The sequence below is a fragment of the Streptomyces pimonensis genome, from assembly GCF_041380215.1.
GTDB lineage: Bacteria > Actinomycetota > Actinomycetes > Streptomycetales > Streptomycetaceae > Streptomyces > Streptomyces pimonensis.
In genome coordinates this window covers 139770-156936 of sequence record NZ_JAHWZY010000013.1, presented here as the reverse complement: position 1 = coordinate 156936, position 17167 = coordinate 139770, and the positions used below count along the sequence as shown (strand labels likewise).

At 71.0% G+C, this 17167-nt stretch carries 15 protein-coding genes, 1 tRNA gene and 4 pseudogenes; 9 read left to right on the top strand and 11 right to left on the bottom strand.

What is annotated here, in order from left to right:
- Positions 1–160: 160 nt before the first annotated feature.
- From KYY02_RS15670 to KYY02_RS15660, 3 genes are read left to right on the top strand one after another with little or no spacing between them, the layout of a single operon-like run.
- A complete protein-coding gene (locus KYY02_RS15670; RefSeq protein ID WP_371238556.1) occupies positions 161–1834 on the top strand; it encodes an SPFH domain-containing protein in 1674 nt (557 codons plus the stop codon).
- Positions 1831–3153, top strand: a complete 1323-nt coding sequence (locus KYY02_RS15665) for an SPFH domain-containing protein (RefSeq protein ID WP_371238555.1) — start codon at positions 1831–1833, stop codon at positions 3151–3153. Before KYY02_RS15670 ends, KYY02_RS15665 begins: the two co-directional genes overlap by 4 nt.
- Before the next feature lie 24 nt (positions 3154–3177).
- Entirely contained in the window at positions 3178–3879 is a 702-nt protein-coding gene (locus KYY02_RS15660; RefSeq protein WP_371238554.1) for a TetR/AcrR family transcriptional regulator, read from the top strand.
- Here KYY02_RS15660 and KYY02_RS15655 read toward each other — a convergent pair.
- Both KYY02_RS15655 and KYY02_RS15650 read right to left on the bottom strand, forming a co-directional pair.
- A complete protein-coding gene (locus KYY02_RS15655) occupies positions 3849–4703 on the bottom strand; it encodes a MaoC/PaaZ C-terminal domain-containing protein (RefSeq protein ID WP_371238553.1) in 855 nt (284 codons plus the stop codon). The two genes, KYY02_RS15660 and KYY02_RS15655, sit on opposite strands and share 31 nt — an antisense overlap.
- A 7-nt stretch (positions 4704–4710) precedes the next feature.
- Positions 4711–5310 (bottom strand): annotated as a pseudogene (locus tag KYY02_RS15650) (SDR family oxidoreductase); the annotation flags it as partial.
- 149 nt (positions 5311–5459) lie between these two features.
- Between KYY02_RS15650 and KYY02_RS15645 the strand changes: the two are divergent.
- A pseudogene (locus KYY02_RS15645) lies at positions 5460–6798 on the top strand (acetyl-CoA C-acetyltransferase).
- Positions 6765–7230 (top strand): annotated as a pseudogene (locus tag KYY02_RS33945) (long-chain fatty acid--CoA ligase); the annotation flags it as partial. The pseudogenes KYY02_RS15645 and KYY02_RS33945, both read left to right, overlap by 34 nt.
- 3 nt (positions 7231–7233) lie before the next feature.
- On the opposite strand, the gene KYY02_RS15640 reads toward KYY02_RS33945, so the two are convergent.
- The 3 genes from KYY02_RS15640 to KYY02_RS15630 are packed head-to-tail and all read right to left on the bottom strand — an operon-like array spanning position 7234 to position 8931.
- Entirely contained in the window at positions 7234–7887 is a 654-nt protein-coding gene (locus tag KYY02_RS15640) for a class I SAM-dependent methyltransferase (protein ID WP_371238552.1), read from the bottom strand.
- 43 nt (positions 7888–7930) lie between these two features.
- Entirely contained in the window at positions 7931–8245 is a 315-nt protein-coding gene (locus KYY02_RS15635; protein ID WP_371238551.1) for an AzlD domain-containing protein, read from the bottom strand.
- Positions 8242–8931, bottom strand: coding sequence for an AzlC family ABC transporter permease (locus KYY02_RS15630; RefSeq protein ID WP_371238550.1), 690 nt, complete (start codon positions 8929–8931; stop codon positions 8242–8244). Before KYY02_RS15630 ends, KYY02_RS15635 begins: the two co-directional genes overlap by 4 nt.
- 68 nt (positions 8932–8999) lie before the next feature.
- Here KYY02_RS15630 and KYY02_RS15625 point away from each other — a divergent pair, with 68 nt between their 5' ends.
- Positions 9000–9566, top strand: a complete 567-nt coding sequence (locus KYY02_RS15625) for a helix-turn-helix domain-containing protein (RefSeq protein WP_371238549.1) — start codon at positions 9000–9002, stop codon at positions 9564–9566.
- A 121-nt stretch (positions 9567–9687) separates the two neighbouring features.
- On the opposite strand, the gene KYY02_RS15620 is transcribed toward KYY02_RS15625, so the two are convergent.
- Positions 9688–9891: a cold-shock protein gene (locus tag KYY02_RS15620; protein ID WP_003992177.1), complete on the bottom strand. Its 204-nt coding sequence runs from the start codon at positions 9889–9891 to the stop codon at positions 9688–9690.
- A gap of 308 nt (positions 9892–10199) precedes the next feature.
- Here KYY02_RS15620 and KYY02_RS15615 point away from each other — a divergent pair, with 308 nt between their 5' ends.
- A complete protein-coding gene (locus tag KYY02_RS15615) occupies positions 10200–11048 on the top strand; it encodes a menaquinone biosynthetic enzyme MqnA/MqnD family protein (protein ID WP_371238548.1) in 849 nt (282 codons plus the stop codon).
- Here KYY02_RS15615 and KYY02_RS15610 read toward each other — a convergent pair.
- From KYY02_RS15610 to KYY02_RS15600, 3 genes and pseudogenes are all read right to left on the bottom strand, one after another.
- Positions 10942–11637: pseudogene (locus tag KYY02_RS15610) on the bottom strand (DDE-type integrase/transposase/recombinase); the annotation flags it as partial. The gene KYY02_RS15615 and the pseudogene KYY02_RS15610 overlap by 107 nt on opposite strands.
- Before the next feature lie 409 nt (positions 11638–12046).
- Positions 12047–12613, bottom strand: coding sequence for a Uma2 family endonuclease (locus tag KYY02_RS15605; protein WP_371238547.1), 567 nt, complete (start codon positions 12611–12613; stop codon positions 12047–12049).
- 939 nt (positions 12614–13552) lie between these two features.
- On the bottom strand, positions 13553–14134 hold the full coding sequence (locus KYY02_RS15600; RefSeq protein WP_371238546.1) for a hypothetical protein: 582 nt from the start codon (positions 14132–14134) through the stop codon (positions 13553–13555).
- Between the two features lie 278 nt (positions 14135–14412).
- On the opposite strand from KYY02_RS15600, the gene KYY02_RS15595 reads away from it, so the two are divergent.
- The gene (locus KYY02_RS15595) at positions 14413–15030 is read left to right on the top strand and encodes an SMI1/KNR4 family protein (RefSeq protein WP_371238545.1); all 618 of its coding nucleotides are present in this window, start codon (positions 14413–14415) and stop codon (positions 15028–15030) included.
- A 217-nt stretch (positions 15031–15247) separates the two neighbouring features.
- On the top strand, positions 15248–15634 hold the full coding sequence (locus tag KYY02_RS15590) for a DUF6193 family natural product biosynthesis protein (protein WP_371238544.1): 387 nt from the start codon (positions 15248–15250) through the stop codon (positions 15632–15634).
- Between the two features lie 306 nt (positions 15635–15940).
- On the opposite strand, the gene KYY02_RS15585 is transcribed toward KYY02_RS15590, so the two are convergent.
- A complete protein-coding gene (locus KYY02_RS15585) occupies positions 15941–16273 on the bottom strand; it encodes a hypothetical protein (protein ID WP_215205260.1) in 333 nt (110 codons plus the stop codon).
- 682 nt (positions 16274–16955) lie between these two features.
- Positions 16956–17028, bottom strand: a tRNA-Arg gene (locus KYY02_RS15580).
- Positions 17029–17167 lie beyond the last annotated feature (139 nt).

Sequence of the window (17167 nt, the reverse complement as noted above, 5' to 3'; positions counted from 1 at the left end):
CGCATCCCGGCAACCACCGGTGGGTGTCCGTTGCTGGGAGCGCCCCTTATCGCCGTCCTCCCGATGGTGTGGAATCACATGGTCCACCTGCGTCGTACGACGCAGGTGGACCATGTCGATGATCCGGCAGGGATCAGCACCACACACGAAGGGGGAGACCGTGGCACGCACGCGGGCGCAGAGTCTGCGCAACGTCGCCGAGGCGGTCGCGTCCGGCACCGACCCGCGCACGGCGGCCCAGGACGAACTGCGCCGCCGCACCGCAGGGGGCGGCGCACCGTCCCGGAACACCGGGGACGAGCACGGCGGACGTCAGGAGGCCGAGGGCGAGGGGATGGACCCGGCCGACTTCCCGGCGGCCAGGGAACAGGACGGGAGCTCCGTCGACACCGTCATGCGGCAGAAGACGGTCCCGCTGGACGAGGCGGGGGAGGCGCTGGGCCGCAGCGAGCAGCTGCGCGAGGACGGGAAGGTGGTGCACGCCATCTGCCCGATGGTGATGCCCAGGGGCCGCTCCCTGCTGTCCATGCTGCCGGTGCTGTCGCTGCTGGTGGTCGGCGCCGTGGGCACCTCCGTCGCGTCGGCGGTCGGCGCCGGCGGGCTCACGAACCCGCTGTTCGGAGTGCACTACTGGATCGTCGCGCTGCTCGCGGTCGCGTTCGTGTGGTGGCGGCAGGGCCTGGTCATGGTGCCGGACGGCTGCCAGGCGATGATCACCCGGTTCGGCAAGCTGGAGAAGGTCGTCGGCCCCGGCCGGGTCACCCTGCTCAGCCCGTGGAAGCGGGTGTCGTACATCGTCAACACGACCCGCGAGTACCCGTTCAACGCGCCGGTGCGCGAGGCCCCGACCAAGGGCGGGGTGAAGGCGTCCATCGACCTGTTCATCCAGTTCCGGATCAGCGACCCGGTCGAGTTCGTCTACACCCTCGGCGCCGTGCGCGGGTTCGAGGAGAAGCTGGGCAACGCCGTCAGCGAGACCATCCGCAGCCTGATCTACGAGCAGGAGGCGTCCGGCATCTACGACATGGTCGGCGAGGACAGCGGTCGTCTGCTGGAGCAGCTCAACCAGCAGTTCCGGCCCGCGGTGGAGCTGACCAACGCCAACATCACGCACGCCGAGCCCTCGGACCGGCGCTACCGGATGGACCTGGCCGCCCCCGAGATGGTGCGGGTGGCCAAGGAGGCGTACACCCACGAGTACGCGCTCCAGCTGCGCAAGGAGCAGGACGAGGGCGACCTGACCCGGGAGCTCGCCTCCAGCCAGGAGACGCTCTCCGCGATCCAGGCCGACATCGCCCAGTACCAGGCGCAGATGGACACCGCCGTGGAGCGCGAGACCAACCGCGCCGAGGCGCTGGCCCGCCAGCGGTACGTCCAGGCCGAGTCGGAGGCCAAGGCCAACGCGGCGCTGCTGGAGGCGCAGGCCCTGGACATCCGCGCGGTGACCGCGGCCCAGGCGCCGGAGATCCTCGAGTACCGCTACCAGCAGCAGGTGCTCGACACCCTGGAGCAGGTCGCCGACCACCTGCCCCGGCTGGTGCGCATCGGCGGCGTGGACGGCACCGGCGCGGCCGGGATCGACTTCCTCGAACTGGCCCGGGAACTGGTCGGCGAGCGCGGGGCCGAGCTGTTCTCCGACGCGGACATGGCCGCCGTACGGGACCGGCTGACGGAGGTGTCCGAGCGGATCGCCGCCCGCGAGGAGGAGATCGGCGCGCTGCTGGCGGCCGAGCGGCCGACGGTGCCGCAGGTGCCCGAGGGCGCCGGGGCGGGCGAGGCGCCCGTGTCCGCGGCGAGTGATGTGTCCGAGTCCGCCGAGGAGGCCCAGCAGTGAGCTCCGCCCGTACCCGCCGCCGTTCGGTCATCTCCGAGGCAGTCGCCCCCTGGAGCGACATCGCCCGTCTGCTGCGCGGCGGCGAGGCCGACACCCTCATTCCGGTGATCATCCCCCGTCACCGCCGCCGGCTGTGGTGGATGCTGCCGCTCTGGCTCGGTGTCCACGCCCTGCTGACGGGTGTGATGCTGACACTGCGGGAGGCCGACTCCGACGGCGTGGCCGGCCTCGCCCACGGCGCGCTGGCCACCGTCTCCTACGTCGCCGCAGTGGTGCTGCTGCTGGTCGGCGCGCTGTGGTGGTGGCGCTCCTCGATCGTCGAGATCGAGCAGGGCACCAACGGCGTGCTGACCCGCTACGGCGCCGTCGTGCGCACCCTGGACGCCGGCCGGCACTACCTGTGGCACCCCTGGTCACGGGTCGACTTCGTCGTCGACACGGCCACCGAGATCCCCTACTCGGCGCCGGTCATGGCCTGCCCCACGCAGGAGAACGTGCCGCTGCGCTCGATCGAGTTCTTCCTGAAGTTCCGCATCACCGACGCCGTGCTGTTCGTCCGCACCATCGGCGCCGGCAACTTCGACCTGGTGCTGTCCAGCGCCGTGCAGGACGCGATCCGGCAGCGGGCCCGCAGGATGCGCACCGAGCGCGCCTACGACCTGCGCGGCTCGGACGTGGCCGACATGCAGGAACTGCTCAACCGGCAGCTGTCCGGCTACGGCGTGCGCATCACCGGGTGCAACATCCCCGACGTGCAGCTGCCGACGCAGTACCAGCACCACCTGGCCACCCGGGAGCGGATCGCCAAGGAGCGCACCGCCTACGAGCAGGAGTGGGGACTGACCCGCAAGCGGCGCATCGACAGCCTGGGCATGGACATCGAGCGGGCCAAGAAGGTGCGCGACGCCCGGATCGTCGAGGTGCGGGCGGCGCTGAACCGGGCCCGCGAGGAGGTCGCCCAGCTGCTGGAGCGGCAGGAGACCGAGGCCCAGCGGGTGCGGTTCGAGATCGAGACGCGCGGCCGCAGCGGGCTCATCGCGGCCGAGAACGAGGCCCGCGCCCAGCGCGCCCTGGCCAAGGCCTACCGTGACAACCGGGCGGTGCTCCAGTACGAACTGGCCCGCAGGCGCCTCGAGGTGGGCGCGGAGCTGGCCGGGAAGGCCCCGCAGCCGGTGGTGGTGCGCACCGACGGCGGCGCCGACACCTCGGCGCTGTCCACGCTGTTCACCGCGCAGCTGCTGCCGCGGCTGACGGCGGGCGACCGGCCCGTCCCCGGCGACCGGACGGTGCCGGGGGACGGCGGCCGGGACCCGCGGTGAGGGACGGACCGTACGCTGTGTCCCATGGGTGCCGTGAAGACGAAGCGGATGCCGCGTGCGGTCCGTGAACAGCAGATGCTGGACGCCGCCGTACGGACCTTCGGGCAACGGGGGTACATGGCCGCGTCGATGGACGAGATCGCCGAACTGGCGGGGGTTTCCAAGCCGTTGGTGTACCTGTACCTGAACTCCAAGGAGGACCTGTTCACCGCGTGCATCCGGCGGGAGGGGACGGCCCTCACCGAGGCGGTGCGCGCGGGCGCCCGCCCCGGTCTGCCGGCCGACCGCCAGCTCTGGTCGGGGCTGACGGCGTTCTTCACGCACACCGCCCGGCACCCGGACGGCTGGGCGGTGCTGCACCTCCAGGCCCGCACCCACGGCGAGGTCTTCGCCGCCGAGGTGGCCGCGATGCGCGCGGAGATCGTGGCGTTCGTGACGCAGCTCATCCTCGCCGCCGCCCGCGACGCCCACCGGGACCCGGACCTGCCCGAGCGTGAGGTCTCGGGACTCGCGGAGGCGCTGGTCGGCGCCGCCGAGTCCCTCGCGGACTGGGCCAACGCCACGCCGGGTGTCACGGCCCGGCAGTCGGCGGCGACCCTGATGAACTTCGCCTGGGCGGGTCTCGGCGACCTGATGGCCGGCCGCCGCTGGACCCCGCCCGACGACTCCGGGCCCATCACCGGCGCCACCGGGGCTCAGACCGGGCGGACCTCCCCGGTCACGTGAACCCGGCCGTCGTCGCCGCGCAGCGCGAAGCGCCCGCCCGCCGCCGCGTACGTCACCGTCCCCGGCAGCAGCACCGGCGCCCGGAAGTCCGCGCGGACCTCGGCCGCGTCCGGGGTGCCGTGGGCGGCGAGGCAGCGGGCCACGGTCCACATGCCGTGCGCGACGGCGCGGGGGAAGCCGAAGAGCCGGGCGGTCAGCGGGTGCAGGTGGATCGGGTTGCGGTCGCCGGAGACGACGCCGTAGCGCCGTCCGACGTCCCCGGCCAGCCGCCACTCCTCGACGGCGGGCAGGGGGGCGGGGGCCTCCCCCGCGTCGGCCGGGTGTGCGGAGGCGGTCCGGTGCCGGGCCAGGTACGTGCTCCGCGACTCCCACACGACGTCCCCGCCGTCCCGCATCTCGGTGACCACGGCGGCCTGGGTGCCGCGCCGGTGCGGGGCCAGTCCGTCGACGCGCACCGTCAGCCCGTACGAGCCCGTGGCCGCCGTCGCCCGGTGCCGGGTGATCCGTATCGACGTGTGGACGAGGCCGAGCAGCGGGAGCGGGAAGCCCGGCCCGCTCATCAGCCGAATGGCGAGCGGGAAGCCCAGCACGTGCGGGTACGTCACCGGCAGCGCGTCCTCACCGGTCGGGAAGCCGCACACCCGCTCGTACGCGGCGAGCCGGGCGATGTCGATGCGCAGCGCGGGCAGCACCAGCCGGGTACGGGGGTGGGCGGCGCCGGGACGCGGGCGCTTGAAGGGCGACAGCAGGGCGCCGCGGGCGAGGAGCGGCGCGAGGGCGGGGGGTGCGGAGAGTTCCACGGTGGGCGCTGGTGCGGACGTCACGGGGTGGTCACGCTCCCAGCAGGTTCTGGCCGCAGACCCGTACGACCTGGCCGTTCACCGCGCCGGAGGCCGGGTGGGCGAGCCAGGCGGTGGTCTCGGCGACGTCGGCGGGCAGGCCGCCCTGGGCGAGGGAGTTCATCCGGCGGCCCGCCTCGCGGACGAACAGCGGGAGGGCGGCCGTCGTCTTCGTCTCGATGAAGCCGGGCGCCACGGCGTTCACCGTCACCCCGTGCTCGGCGAGGGCGTGCGGCGCGAGGGCGCGGACCAGGCCGGTGACTCCCGCCTTGCTCGCCCCGTAGTTGGTCTGGCCGGCGTTCCCGGCGATGCCCGCGATGGACGCCGTGGCGACGATCCGCCCGCCCCGCTTCAGGGTCCCGGCGGCGAGCAGCGCGTCGGTGGTGCGCAGCACGCTCGCCGGGTTCACCTCCGGTACGGAACTCCAGCGCTCGGCGGGCATGCTGACCAGACGGCGGTCTCGGGTGACGCCCGCGTTGTGGACCAGGGCGTCGAGGCCGGACTTTCCGGCCGTGAGGTGGAGCAGGCCGCCGTCCAGGTCCGGCCGCTCCGGCGACCGGCGCCGCAGCGGCGCCGGCTGGGGCACGCCCAGCCGGCGGGTGAGGAGGCGACCGGGCGCGGTGCCGGTGAAGCTGAGATGGCGGTCGGCCATGGGATTCCTCCGTGCCTGCTCCGAACGTGCTTACTCTGAAGTAAAGTTACCGGAGGTAATCCTATGGTGCCGGTGAGGAGCAGGTCGAGATGAGCACCCCGGAGCCGGCCGCCGTCCGGCGCGTCGCGGTCATCGGCGGCAGCCGCACCCCCTTCGCCCGCTCCGACGGCCCCTACGCCACCGCCTCCAACCGGGAGATGCTCACCGCCGCGCTGGACGGCCTCGTCGGGCGGTACGGGCTGCGGGCGCCGGGCGCGGTGGGGGAGTTCGTCGCGGGAGCGGTCCTCAAGCACAGCCGCGACTTCAACCTCGCCCGCGAGACCGTCCTCGGCTCGGCGCTCGACCCCCGCACCCCCGCGTACGACATCCAGCAGGCCTGCGGCACCGGGCTCCAGGCGGTCGCCGCCGCCAACAAGATCGCCCTCGGCCAGACGGACGCCGCGGTCGCCGGCGGCGCCGACACCGCGAGCGACGCGCCCCTCGGCGTCAACGACGACCTGCGCAAGGTGCTGCTGGAAGGCGCGGCGCGCGAAGTCGCTCGGAGCCCGCCTCAGGGCGCCGGCGAAGGTGCGCCCAGGCCACCTCGTCCCCGACGTCCCGCGCAACGCCGAACCACGCACGCACCTGTCCATGGGCGAGCACGCCGCGGTCACCGCACGCGCCTGGGGCATCACCCGCGAGGCCCAGGACGAACTGGCGGCGACCAGCCACCGGCGGCTGGCGGCGGCGTACGAACGCGGCCTGCTGACCGACCTGGTGGCGCCCTTCCGGGGACTGGCCCGCGACCAGAACCTGCGGCCGGACACGACGGTGGGGAAACTCGCCGCGCTGAAGCCGGTGTTCGGCCCCGACGCACCCGGCCCCACCATGACGGCGGGCAACTCGGCCCCGCTCACCGACGGCGCGGCGCTGGTGCTGCTCGCGAGCGAGGAGTGGGCGGCGGAGCGGGGCCTGGAGCCGCTGGCCTTCCTCACCGCGTACGGGACGGCCGCCGTGGACTTCGTGCAGGGGGACGTCGTCGGCGGAGAGGACGGCCTGCTGATGGCGCCCGCGTACGCGGTCCCGCGCATGCTGGAGCGCGTCGGCCTCGGCATGGCGGACTTCGACCTGATCGAGGTCCACGAGGCGTTCGCCTCCCAGGTGCTGGCCACGCTGGCCGCCTGGGAGAGGCGGGGGCTGGAGCCGGTGGACCGAGCCCGGCTCAACGTGGCGGGCTCGTCCCTGGCCACCGGCCGCCCCTTCGCCGCCACCGGAGCCCGCATCGTGGCGACCCTGGCGAAGCTCCTCGCCGAACGGGACGCCCTCGCACGCGGGTTGATCCCGATCTGTGCGGCGGGCGGACAGGGGGTGACGGCGATCCTGGAGTGTCCACCGCCGACCTCGCCGACCTCGCCGACCTCGGGGAACCGGACGACGAGGGCTGTCTGACCATCACGGGCCGCGAGAAGGAGCCGGTCACCACCTCCGGCGGGGCAGGAGCGTCGCCCCGGCCCCGCCGGAGAACCGGCTCCGCGCGCCCCCGTTGATCTCCCAGGCCGTGGTGGCCGGCGACAACCGCCCCCCTACGTCCGTGCCCCGACCACCCTCGGCCCCGCCGGCGTCACCCGCCGGCGCCGGGTGAACGGCAAGCGCCCGGTTCCTCCGGAACCCACCGCCGATGAGGAGGAGTCGTACGCGCTCCCGCGGCGCGCGACCGACGGGGACGGCAGGATGCTCCCCCGCCCGGAGCCGATCCGCCGCTTCACCGTCCTCCCGGTGGACTCCACGGAGGAGGCGGGCCACCTGACCCCGTCGATGAAGCTGCGCCGGGAGGAGATCCTGTGGGACCTCGCGGCGGAGGCGGAGGGCTGTACGGCGGGGAGGTCACCCTGCCGCGCGGGCGATCAGAAGCGCCTGGGGGGTCGACTCGCCCTGGCCGGTGTCGGCCGCGCGCACCGTCTGCTGGACGAGGGCGAAACCGGCCGCCTCCAGGAGCGTGGTGATGCGTTCGGGCCGCATGCGCCGGAAGTCGAGGGTGACCGGGTGGCCCCAGGGACGCTCGTGGCGGCGGGGCTCGTCGCCGCACTGGAAGGCGAGCAGCAGATGGCCCCCGGGTGCCAGGACCCGGCGGAACTCGGCGTAGGCGGCCGGCAGTTCTTCCTGCGGGGTGTGGATGGTGGAGTACCAGGAGACCACGCCGGCGAGGGCGCCGTCGGGCAGGTCCAGGTGCCGCATCGAGCCCTGCTCGAAGCGCAGGCCGGGGTGCTCGCGGCGGGCGATCGCGAGCATCCCCTCCGACAGGTCCAGGCCGAAGACGGAGAGGCCGAGGGAGGCGAGGTGCGCGGTCACCGCTCCGGGGCCGCACCCCAGGTCGGCCACCCGGCCGCCCTCCCCGACCAGTTCGGCGAAACCGGCCAGCAGCGCCCGGTCCAGCGGCCTCCCCGTGAGCTGGTCGCGGAACAGGGCGGCGTAGTCCTCGGCGATGGCGTCGTAGAAGGTGCGGGTGGCGGCTGTGTGATCGGCGTCGTCGGCTGTCATGGGCGGTGACCCTACTCGTCTCCACCGACAGCCCCAGGGACGGCTACGCGACCCCCGCGCCCCGCAGCGCCGCCGTCGTGGCCGCCGCCCCGAGGACGACCACCGCGAACGGCGCCCGCCGCCACGCCAGGACGCCGCCCACCAGCACCCCGGCCGGACGCGCCCACCCCGCGAACCCTCCGCCCTCGGTGAGCGCCCCCGTCGCCAGCAGCGCCACCAGCAGGACCACCGCACCGGCGGACAGCAGCTCCCGCACCCGGGCCGGAAGTTCCACCCGCCCGTGCAGCGCCGGCCCGACCAGCCGGAAGGCGTACGTCCCGACCGCCAGCACCAGGATCACCGCGCCCGTCGCGCTCACACCGGCCGCCCCCGCCCGTGGAGCGCCAGCCCCGCCAGCGCCACCAGCACCGGTACGCCCGCCGGCGCCACCGGTGCGAGCGCCAGGGCCAGCGCCGCGCCGGGCAGCGCGGCCCGGCGGACGCCGGCGTCCGCGCGCAGGGCGGGGAGGACGAGGGCGGCCAGGACCGAGGGGAAGGCCGCGTCCAGCCCGTAGCGCGCCGTGTCCCCCAGCGCGCCGCCGGCCAGCGCGCCCGTCAGCACCCCGGTGTTCCACACGGCGAACATCCCGAGTCCCGAGATCCAGAACGCCGTCCGTCGCCGTGCCGGGTCCCGCTGGGCCAGGGTGAAGGCCACCGTCTCGTCGGTCACCAGGTGCGCCCCGACCAGCCGGACGAGCCTTCCCGGGCCGATGTGCTCGGCGACGGCGAGGCTGAAGGCGGCCGTACGGGTGTTGAGCAGCAGCCCCGTGGCCGCCGCCGCGACCGGACCGCCCCCGGCCAGCAGCACGCCCACCGCGCTGAACTGGGCGGAGCCCGCGTACACCACCAGCGACATCACCACCGGCACCCACACCGGCAGCCCTCCGGCGACGGCGATCGCCCCGAACGACACGCCGACGACGCCCCCGGCCAGACAGACCAGGGCCACGTCCCGGAGGAGACCGGGGTCGAGGGAGGCGGGGAGTGTTCGCTGTACCGAACGCATGTTTCCTACCATGGACGGAAGAGACCCCGTTCGTCAAGACGAACGATCGGACTGCTGGAGCGAACGACATGACCGATGGACCCCCTCCCCGCCTGCCTCTCGACTGGATCGCCGCCGCTCTGCGCCGCGAGCGTGTCCGCGTCGGCCTCTCCCTCTCCGAACTGGCCAAACGCGCCGGGATCGCCAAGTCGACGCTGTCCCAGCTGGAGGCGGCGAGCGGAAATCCGAGCATGGAGACGATCTGGGCGCTGGCGGTGGCGCTCGGGGTGCCGTTCAGCGCGCTGGTGGAGCCCCCGGCGCCCGCCGTCCAGGTGATCAGGGCGGGGCAGGGGCCGGCCGTGCGCTCCGAGCAGTCCAGTTACGTCGCCACCCTGCTGTCGGCGAGCCCGCCGGGTGCGCGGCGCGACATCTACGCCGTGGGGCTGGAGCCGGGGACCGTACGCGCCTCCGATCCGCACATTCCGGGAACCGTGGAGCACATCGTGGTCAGCGCGGGACGGGTGAAGGCGGGGCCCGGCGGGGAGAGCGCGGAACTCGGCCCCGGGGACTACATGACGTACCGCGGGGATGTGCCGCACACGTACGAGGCGCTGGAGGCCGGAACGGAATTCGTACTGGTCATGCAGCACGTCTGAGAGGAATTCCCCGGATGTTCACCGGAGCGTTTCGGTGGTGCGAGGGGAAAAGGCAGGAGCCCCGTCGCCTGACGGCGCGGGGCTCCTTGGGTACTGCTAGTCGTTCCCGGATCGGCGAGGATCAGACCGGGGTGACGTTCTCCGCCTGCGGGCCCTTCGGACCCTGCGTGACGTCGAAGGACACCTGCTGGTTCTCCTCAAGGGAGCGGAAGCCGCTCGCATTGATCGCGGAGTAGTGGACGAAGACGTCGGGGCCGCCGCCTTCCTGGGCGATGAAACCAAAGCCCTTTTCGGCGTTGAACCACTTCACGGTTCCGGTAGCCATAAGCCCTCCTTGGGCCCAAAGGGTTGCCCTGCTCCAGAACCAGCAAGTGTGAAGACCAATTCTGCACAAGTGCATCCGTCTGAGAACGACGAGAGCCCGCGGTCACATGCTCCGCAGGCTCTGTACTGCAAGGGAAACCAAACTGCAACTTGCGAAGAGCCTAGCACGCAGGCTCCCGAATGCAAGAGAGGTCAAGATCACGTCACTCGAATGTTTGAACACCTCGTCCATCACGGGCGCTCGGTCGAACGCGTGGGCGAGCGAGGGGGGAGGGCCCGGCCGCCGGCGGCGAGGGCTAGCCTCACGATGTGGACAATCCTCGCACCCGGCCGCGCGTCGGCCACATCCAGTTCCTGAACTGCCTGCCCCTGTACTGGGGGCTGGCGAGAACGGGCACGCTCCTCGACTTCGAGCTGACGAAGGACACCCCGGAAAAGCTCAGCGAGAAACTGGTGCAGGGCGACCTCGACATCGGGCCCGTCACCCTCGTCGAGTTCCTCAAGCACGCGGACCAGCTCGTCGCCTTCCCGGACATCGCCGTCGGCTGCGACGGCGACGTGATGTCGTGCGTGATCGTCTCGCAGGTCCCGCTGGACCGGCTGGACGGAGCGCGGGTCGCCCTCGGGTCGACCTCCCGCACCTCCGTACGCCTCGCCCAGCTCCTCCTCGCCGAGCGGTACGGCGTACGGCCCGACTACTACACCTGTCCGCCCGACCTGAGCCTGATGATGCAGGAGGCCGAGGCGGCCGTCCTCATCGGGGACGCGGCCCTGCGCGCGAACATGCTCGACGGGCCCCGCTACGGGCTCGACGTGCACGACCTGGGCGCGCTGTGGAAGGAGTGGACGGGCCTGCCGTTCGTCTTCGCGGTGTGGGCGGTGCGCCGCGACTACCTGGAGCGCGAGCCGGTCATCACCCGCAAGGTGCACGAGGCCTTCCTCGCCTCCCGCAACCTCTCCCTGGAGGAGGTCGGCAAGGTCGCCGAGCAGGCGGCCCGCTGGGAGGCCTTCGACGAGGCGACCCTGGCGCAGTACTTCACCACCCTCGACTTCAGCTTCGGCCCCCCGCAGCTGGAGGCGGTCGCCGAGTTCGCCCGCAGGGTCGGGCCGACGACGGGCTTCCCGGCGGACGTGAAGGTCGAGCTGCTCCGGTCCTGAGGCCGCGAGCGGTCCGCCCACTCCCCTGCTGGAAGGTTTCGGCGCACGGGGGGAGGGGCGGCGCCACGCGGCCGCTCGGCGTGGACGGGCCCACGGCCGTGGGCCCCACCGGCTGTTCGGCCGGCTCGGTTCCGGCGGCACGGGCCGGGTACGCCTGGGCCGAGGCGCCGGGGCGCACGGTCGCGGTGAGGGTGTGCTGATGCCGTTGCCTGGTCTCGGCCGGGGCGGGACAGCCGAAGGTCTTGTGCTTGCGCAGGCGGCGGCGGTTGTGGAAGGTCCCGATGAAGTCGAGGACCCCGGCGCGGGCGGTGGCCCGGTCGGGCCGGGTGCGGGTACGGGTGCCGATCTCTTCTCCGGACAGGACCCAGAAGCTCTCCGCGGCGGCGCTGTCGAAGCATGATCCGGTGCGTCCGCAGCTCTGCCGCAGCCCCGACTCCGTTACTCGCGGCCGGAACCGGGCTGACGTGTATGCGCTGCCACGATCGCTGTGGATCACGCGGCCGGGCTCCGGTCCGCCCCGGCCGTGGGCCATGCCGAGTGCGTCGACGACGCGTTCGGCGCGGTGGTGGTCGGCCATGGCGTAGCCGACGGCCTCGCGGGTGGAGGTGAAGCCCCATTCCGAGCCCTACCACTCCTACCCGCATGCAGACATCCTCTTCCGAACTCCCTTCCTTCGCAGTTGGTTTCCCACCGTGGAAACGCAGCAGGCGGAGGGGCTGACCGAGGCGCCCGTCCCGGACACGGCGAAGGGCCGACTCGAGAGGGAAACCCTCCCGAGCCGGCCCTTCTCTCTGTGCCCCCGGCAGGATTCGAACCTGCGACACCTGCTTCAGGAGTGGGATCGAATCCTTGCCGGGGGATGCCCAGCGCTGCCGCGCGGTGCTGTTTCCCCTGGTCAGAACCGCGTGGCGAGCCACTGGATCCGGCTCATGCCGCTCCGTATCGGGCAGTCCGCTCGCGCATCGCTCACGCGCTGTTGGCTGCCGAGCAGCGCCTGGTCAGACCTGCCCGAAGTCGATCTCCACCAGGAACGGGGCCACTACCTTGAGGACGCCGGAGAACACGTCTCCGTCCCGGTAGGTCTTCGTCGCTGGGTCGAGAACGTAGGTGTACACGAGAGGAACGCCTGTCGCGGCCTGCTCGATCCGCCAGTAGAAGCCGATGCCTGCCTTGGCGTACTGGTCAACCTTCACGATCCGGTCGGTGGTCTCCGAGCCTGGTGACACCACCTCCGCGACCAGCAGTACGTGCTCAGGGCGGGTGGGGGTGATGTCGATCGTGTCTGCGCGGTACACGATGACGTCCGGGCGGCGATTGGTGAGCGGGACATCCTGAAGCCGGACGTTGAAGTCCGTGTCAGCGTTCCACTCCGGGCCCGCGGCGGCATCCAGGGCATTGGCCAGAATCCGGGCGAGCCGGTTGTGCCGCTTGGACGCACTCGGACCCACGACGACCATCCCGTCCACGATCTCGATACCGGCGCACTGCTCCTCGGACCAGGACTCGTACTCCTCCGCCGTGATCTGCTCATGCATCCACGCCGGAGCCACCATCTCGGCCGTCATGAAGCACCTCCTGGACGCTGTGCTGCGGACCCGATCCCACTGGACTCAGCGTACTGTCTGCCATCCGTCCGGCACGCTGCTCTCGCTCACGCCCCCTCCCTGGCTGCCGGCATCCGACAGTGAGCTCAGGTTGAGTGAGGAACCAGTGCCGGCCTGCGGAACGTCCTGCTCGTCAGCCGCGCCCGCATCGAGGGATCATACGGGGCGTCCACCTCGCTGCGCCGGACTCGGCCCGGCGCAGCGACTGATCGCCGGGGTTGTGGGGATCACGCCCGTGCGGGCCATGCCGGAGGAGGAGGCGCCCGGCGACGTCGTCGTGCTCTACCGGGCGCGCAGCGAGACCGACGCCGTGCTACTGAAGAGGTGCGCACCTGGTCGCGCTACGGGCGGGCGGCTGCACCTGCTCACCAGCAGAAGCAGCGAGGGCGGCACCCCGCCGCTCGGCCTGGGCAGCCTGCACCGGCTGGTCCCCGACATCACCGAACGCGACGTGTACGTCTGCGGCCCACCCGCCCGCCATGACCAGGGCCGTGCTCGTCGGCCTACGAGACCCTGCGGGTCCCTGCGCGACAGGTGCACGCCGAGACGTTCGGTCTGGCCTGAACCGGAAAGAGGCCCGGCGTCCAGACCCGCCACCGGCCGAGCAGTACCCGTCGCTCACGCAGAACGGCCCCGGACGAGGAGTCCGAGGCCGAGTAGGAGCCCTCCCTGGGGGATAAACCCCAGGTCAGAGCAGTAATGCGCTGTGCCCCCGGCAGGATTCGAACCTGCGACACCCGCTTTAGGAGAGCGGCTGGGCGATCTGCGGGCTGAGCTGCGGCTTCGCCGGCCGAGGAGCAAGCGGCTACTCGACCGCGGGGCACCGGTGTTGACCGTAGTTGACCCCTGCATCTGGCACGGTTGTGGCACGCGACCTCTCGGTCTCGAACCAGGGGTCGTTCAGTCCAGGAAGTAGGACCAGAAGGGGATCGTGGCGTACTGATGGTCTTCGGGTGTCGGCACAGGGCGACCGAACTCGTGGTGGAAGTAGTCGACCAGATCGGTGCCGTAGTAAATGATGTCCGTCTGGTGCATCGACAACACGGGCGTACCGGTGCGGTCTGGATCGGCTAGCAGGTACCGGTGCGAGTAGATCGGTACCATCACAGGGACCTTGGCCAAGTACATGCGAGCAACTTCCAAGGCATCCTGCACGTCCGCCGGCCGCGGTGCCCAGTCCGGGTGCCAGAAAACGTTGTGCTCCACGTCGAACAGCACACCGTCCACCGGCCACGCCAACCGCTCCGCCAGGTCCTCCGGCTCGCCGTCCCGCCAATCGGGCCAACTGCGGCTCCCCGTGGGTAGCCCTGCGCCCAGCAGCGTTCGGTGCTCCGGCGCGAAACGGAACCCCCAGCGCTCCTCGACGCGGTCGAGTTCTCGCTCGCTCATGCCTCGCTTCACCTTTACGCGGGCGGAGAGCATGGCAAGCAACGCCTGGGCGCCTTCTGAGGTCAGCGGGTTTCCGGTGCTGATCGGAGTCATGCGTGGAACGGTAGGCCACCTTGGGGACTGCGAGCCGGGGGATTCCGCCGAGACATCAGCTTGGGAAGCTGAGGCGACTCGTAGCGGTTCACCTGGCTGAGCTGCGGCGGGGCAGTGCCGGCGCTTGGCGGGCGGCCGGCTGGTTTCCCGGTGTTCCCGGTGAGTCCCCGCCTGTTCTGGCACGAGAGTGGCACGCCCCTGCGGTGGCGGTGAGGCAGCTGACTCTTGTCGCACCCGGGCGGCGGCTTTCGCTGCCCGGTCTGGTGTTCACTAGGTGCATGACAGGCAGTTCAGAGCAGCACCGCTTGAGAAGTGCGATCTCTGCCCTCAGCGATACTGTCCCCGGAGATCTTCGACGGTCTCCCCTCGGCTGGGCTGGCGTACGGGCGTGGGAAGCCGCTCACGGCATCGAGCTACCAGAGCCCTACCGTACGTTCGTCGCGGAGGTTTCCAACGGTTCGTCGGAGGGTGCATTTATGGCTCACCGATTCCTTCCGCTGGGAAGACTGCCTGAGAACTGGCAGAGCTGGAAGGCCGATTGTTGGCTCAGCCCCGAACCATTTGATGGAACGGCTGAACGCAAGTTCACCGAGCCGTTCCCGCTGGTGGAGGAGTGGCAGTGGGAGTACGACTACTACGACGACGATGAGCACTCACCTCTACTCCACGGCATCTATCAGAACGGCTCGGTCCTTCTGGGTGGCAACCGTGACTGCGAGTTCTGGGTGCTCGTGGTCACGGGGTCTCAGCGGGGCCGGGTCTGGTGGCTAGGGGACGGATGTGCGGCTCCGTACGCGGACGCGGGGGAGGAAAGCGAGCCTGAGGCCGACTTCGTGGCCTGGTTCCAGGAGTGGCAAGCCGACCGAGGTTGGTCGTCCGAGCGCGTCGACGGGTAGGTCTCATCGGATGGTTGCCCGAGCGGCCGAAGGGCCTGCCTTGACGGGCAAACCCTTGTACTTGGGCTTCTGATCCGTAGCTCTAGCCGGATCGGTCAGTGACGGCCATTCCGGCCGCTACGAGGCCCTGGAGGGACGGTATCGGACGGGGACGGTTGCTGGGGTTGCAGTACGGCGCTGCTGTACCGACATAGAGACCTTGCCAGCCGTCTGTCGGATGCAGGATCGTACGACCATGCCCGAGGCCACTGATGTTGAGACTGCGTGGACATGGCTGTTGGAGCGTCGGCCAAGGACCCGAGGCTCGTTCGACGACACGTTGTCGCCCATCGCGGCTGCCGCATACGCGGAGCCTGTGCTGCGCAACCTCTTCCCTTTTCCCACCCACGGCACGCTCAAGTTCATCCGTGATACTCCCCCGTGGCACGAGCCTCCGGTTGATGATCTGCCGTTCATCGTGCTGGGTGAGCCGCCCTATAGCGTCTACACGACCGGTTACACGACCTGCCTCGGAGAGGTCGCGACGGCTGAGGACGCCATCGGCCTGGTGGTGGCTCACCTGCCTCCGGATCTAGGCGACGATGCAGCAGGCCAACAATCTTGAAACCGTCGTGGCGCGAGTCACCGTGGGTTCAAATCCCATACCCACCGCAGAACGGCCCCTGACCAGGTCAAATGGTCAGAGGCCGTTGTGCTGCGCGGTGCCCGCTCGTCGCCGTGGCTCCCCGCTCGATCGGGCACGGGTGGGGCACGGACCTCTTCGTCCCGAAGCAACTCGGACGGGGGCTCTGCCTTGGGAGGGCGTGCCCTTCACCTGGGCTGATGGTCCGCAGCCGTCCGCGCTCGTCCGCCGTTGTTCGTCGGCGTTGTCACGCAGTTAGACACTCACCCAGCAGGCGCTATGAGAGCTTCAGTCGCCCGCGAACCACAGGTAACTGCCTGGAGTGGCTGCGCACTCACCCAGCATCCTCGCGAGGTCGTCCAATGCGGCGAGCTGACGCTCGTCACTGCATCTCTGCTTCAGATCGCCAATCTCACGGACGGCGGCTGCGGCCTCCTGCTCGTTCATCAACGTGTCCCCGTACAGATCGACGGCAGTTAGCCTCCCGGGTACGCCGAGGAGCTGAAGCGAGCCGAGCGCATCGGCCAGAGCGTCGCCATGCCCGTAGGAACTCTGCAAGAGCGTCGCGCGCCAGTTCTTGCGCGCCGGCCGTGATGAGTGCAGCTCCAGATCAATCCCCATGCCTCATGATGCACACGCTGTGCTGTTGGACAGCTGTTCGTGACCTGCGCGGCCACACGTGGTCAAGGCCCTTCGCACACAGGTGTCTTCTTGCCCTGGGTCTTGCCGGGAATCTTGATGATCTGCGTTTTTGCTGGTCAGGGGCGGTGGGCTCGGGCGCCTGGTGGTCGTCGTCGGTCGTCATTGGCCACTGTCGAGCATCCTTGGACGGCCCAGAGACGGCCCAGCTTTGCCGCACTCGGCGACGGCGGACACCCTTGCTGTGCCCCGTTGAACCTCAGCCGACGACAGTCAGCCACGGCGGCGGGTGCGCCGACCGATCAGGTGCGCGTATGTCTCGCTGCACCCTCGGTGTTCTCAGCCACGCTACCCGTACGGCTGTCCTTGAGGGGCATGATGAGCATCAGGGATCATGAGGGCATGAGCCCTGGGTTAAGTCGTGCAGTTGGCATCGTGACCATGGTGGTCGGCATCGCCGTTGCGTCATGGGTGGTATTCGGTCCCCCCGGAGACTGGGAGGGCGACATGCGGTGGGTACGTCACGGTCTTGCGTTGGGAACGCTGGGAGCGATCAGCTTCGGCGCGAGACTGATGTTCCCTGGGACAAGCGAGGACGAGTCCGGCACGGTGTAGCCGAAGGGGCCTCACCATCAGAACTGATGGTGAGGCCCCTTCGAGACCGTGCCCCCGGCAGGATTCGAACCTGCGACACCCGCTTTAGGAGAGCGGTGCTCTATCCCCTGAGCTACGAAGGCGGGGCTTGATCATGAGACGGTCCTGGGCGGATGTCTCCGTCGAGCCCTGAGCGTCCGGAGCCGACGGCTGCGGTGTGTGCCGCAGTGCCTGCCAGGGCGCTCGATCCACAGGGTACCGGATCAGTGCTGCGGCGGGTGC

Bases quoted from the DNA above. Each gene is read 5' to 3' on its own strand.
- KYY02_RS15660 (WP_371238554.1), top strand. From the start codon at position 3,178: ATGGGTGCCGTGAAGACGAAGCGGATGCCGCGTGCGGTCCGTGAACAG.
- KYY02_RS15590 (WP_371238544.1), top strand. From the start codon at position 15,248: ATGCAGGATCGTACGACCATGCCCGAGGCCACTGATGTTGAGACTGCG.
- KYY02_RS15625 (WP_371238549.1), top strand. From the start codon at position 9,000: ATGACCGATGGACCCCCTCCCCGCCTGCCTCTCGACTGGATCGCCGCC.
- KYY02_RS15605 (WP_371238547.1), bottom strand. From the start codon at position 12,613: ATGACGGCCGAGATGGTGGCTCCGGCGTGGATGCATGAGCAGATCACG.
- KYY02_RS15640 (WP_371238552.1), bottom strand. From the start codon at position 7,887: ATGACAGCCGACGACGCCGATCACACAGCCGCCACCCGCACCTTCTAC.
- KYY02_RS15600 (WP_371238546.1), bottom strand. From the start codon at position 14,134: ATGACTCCGATCAGCACCGGAAACCCGCTGACCTCAGAAGGCGCCCAG.
- KYY02_RS15630 (WP_371238550.1), bottom strand. From the start codon at position 8,931: ATGCGTTCGGTACAGCGAACACTCCCCGCCTCCCTCGACCCCGGTCTC.
- KYY02_RS15585 (WP_215205260.1), bottom strand. From the start codon at position 16,273: ATGGGGATTGATCTGGAGCTGCACTCATCACGGCCGGCGCGCAAGAAC.
- KYY02_RS15595 (WP_371238545.1), top strand. From the start codon at position 14,413: ATGACAGGCAGTTCAGAGCAGCACCGCTTGAGAAGTGCGATCTCTGCC.
- KYY02_RS15620 (WP_003992177.1), bottom strand. From the start codon at position 9,891: ATGGCTACCGGAACCGTGAAGTGGTTCAACGCCGAAAAGGGCTTTGGT.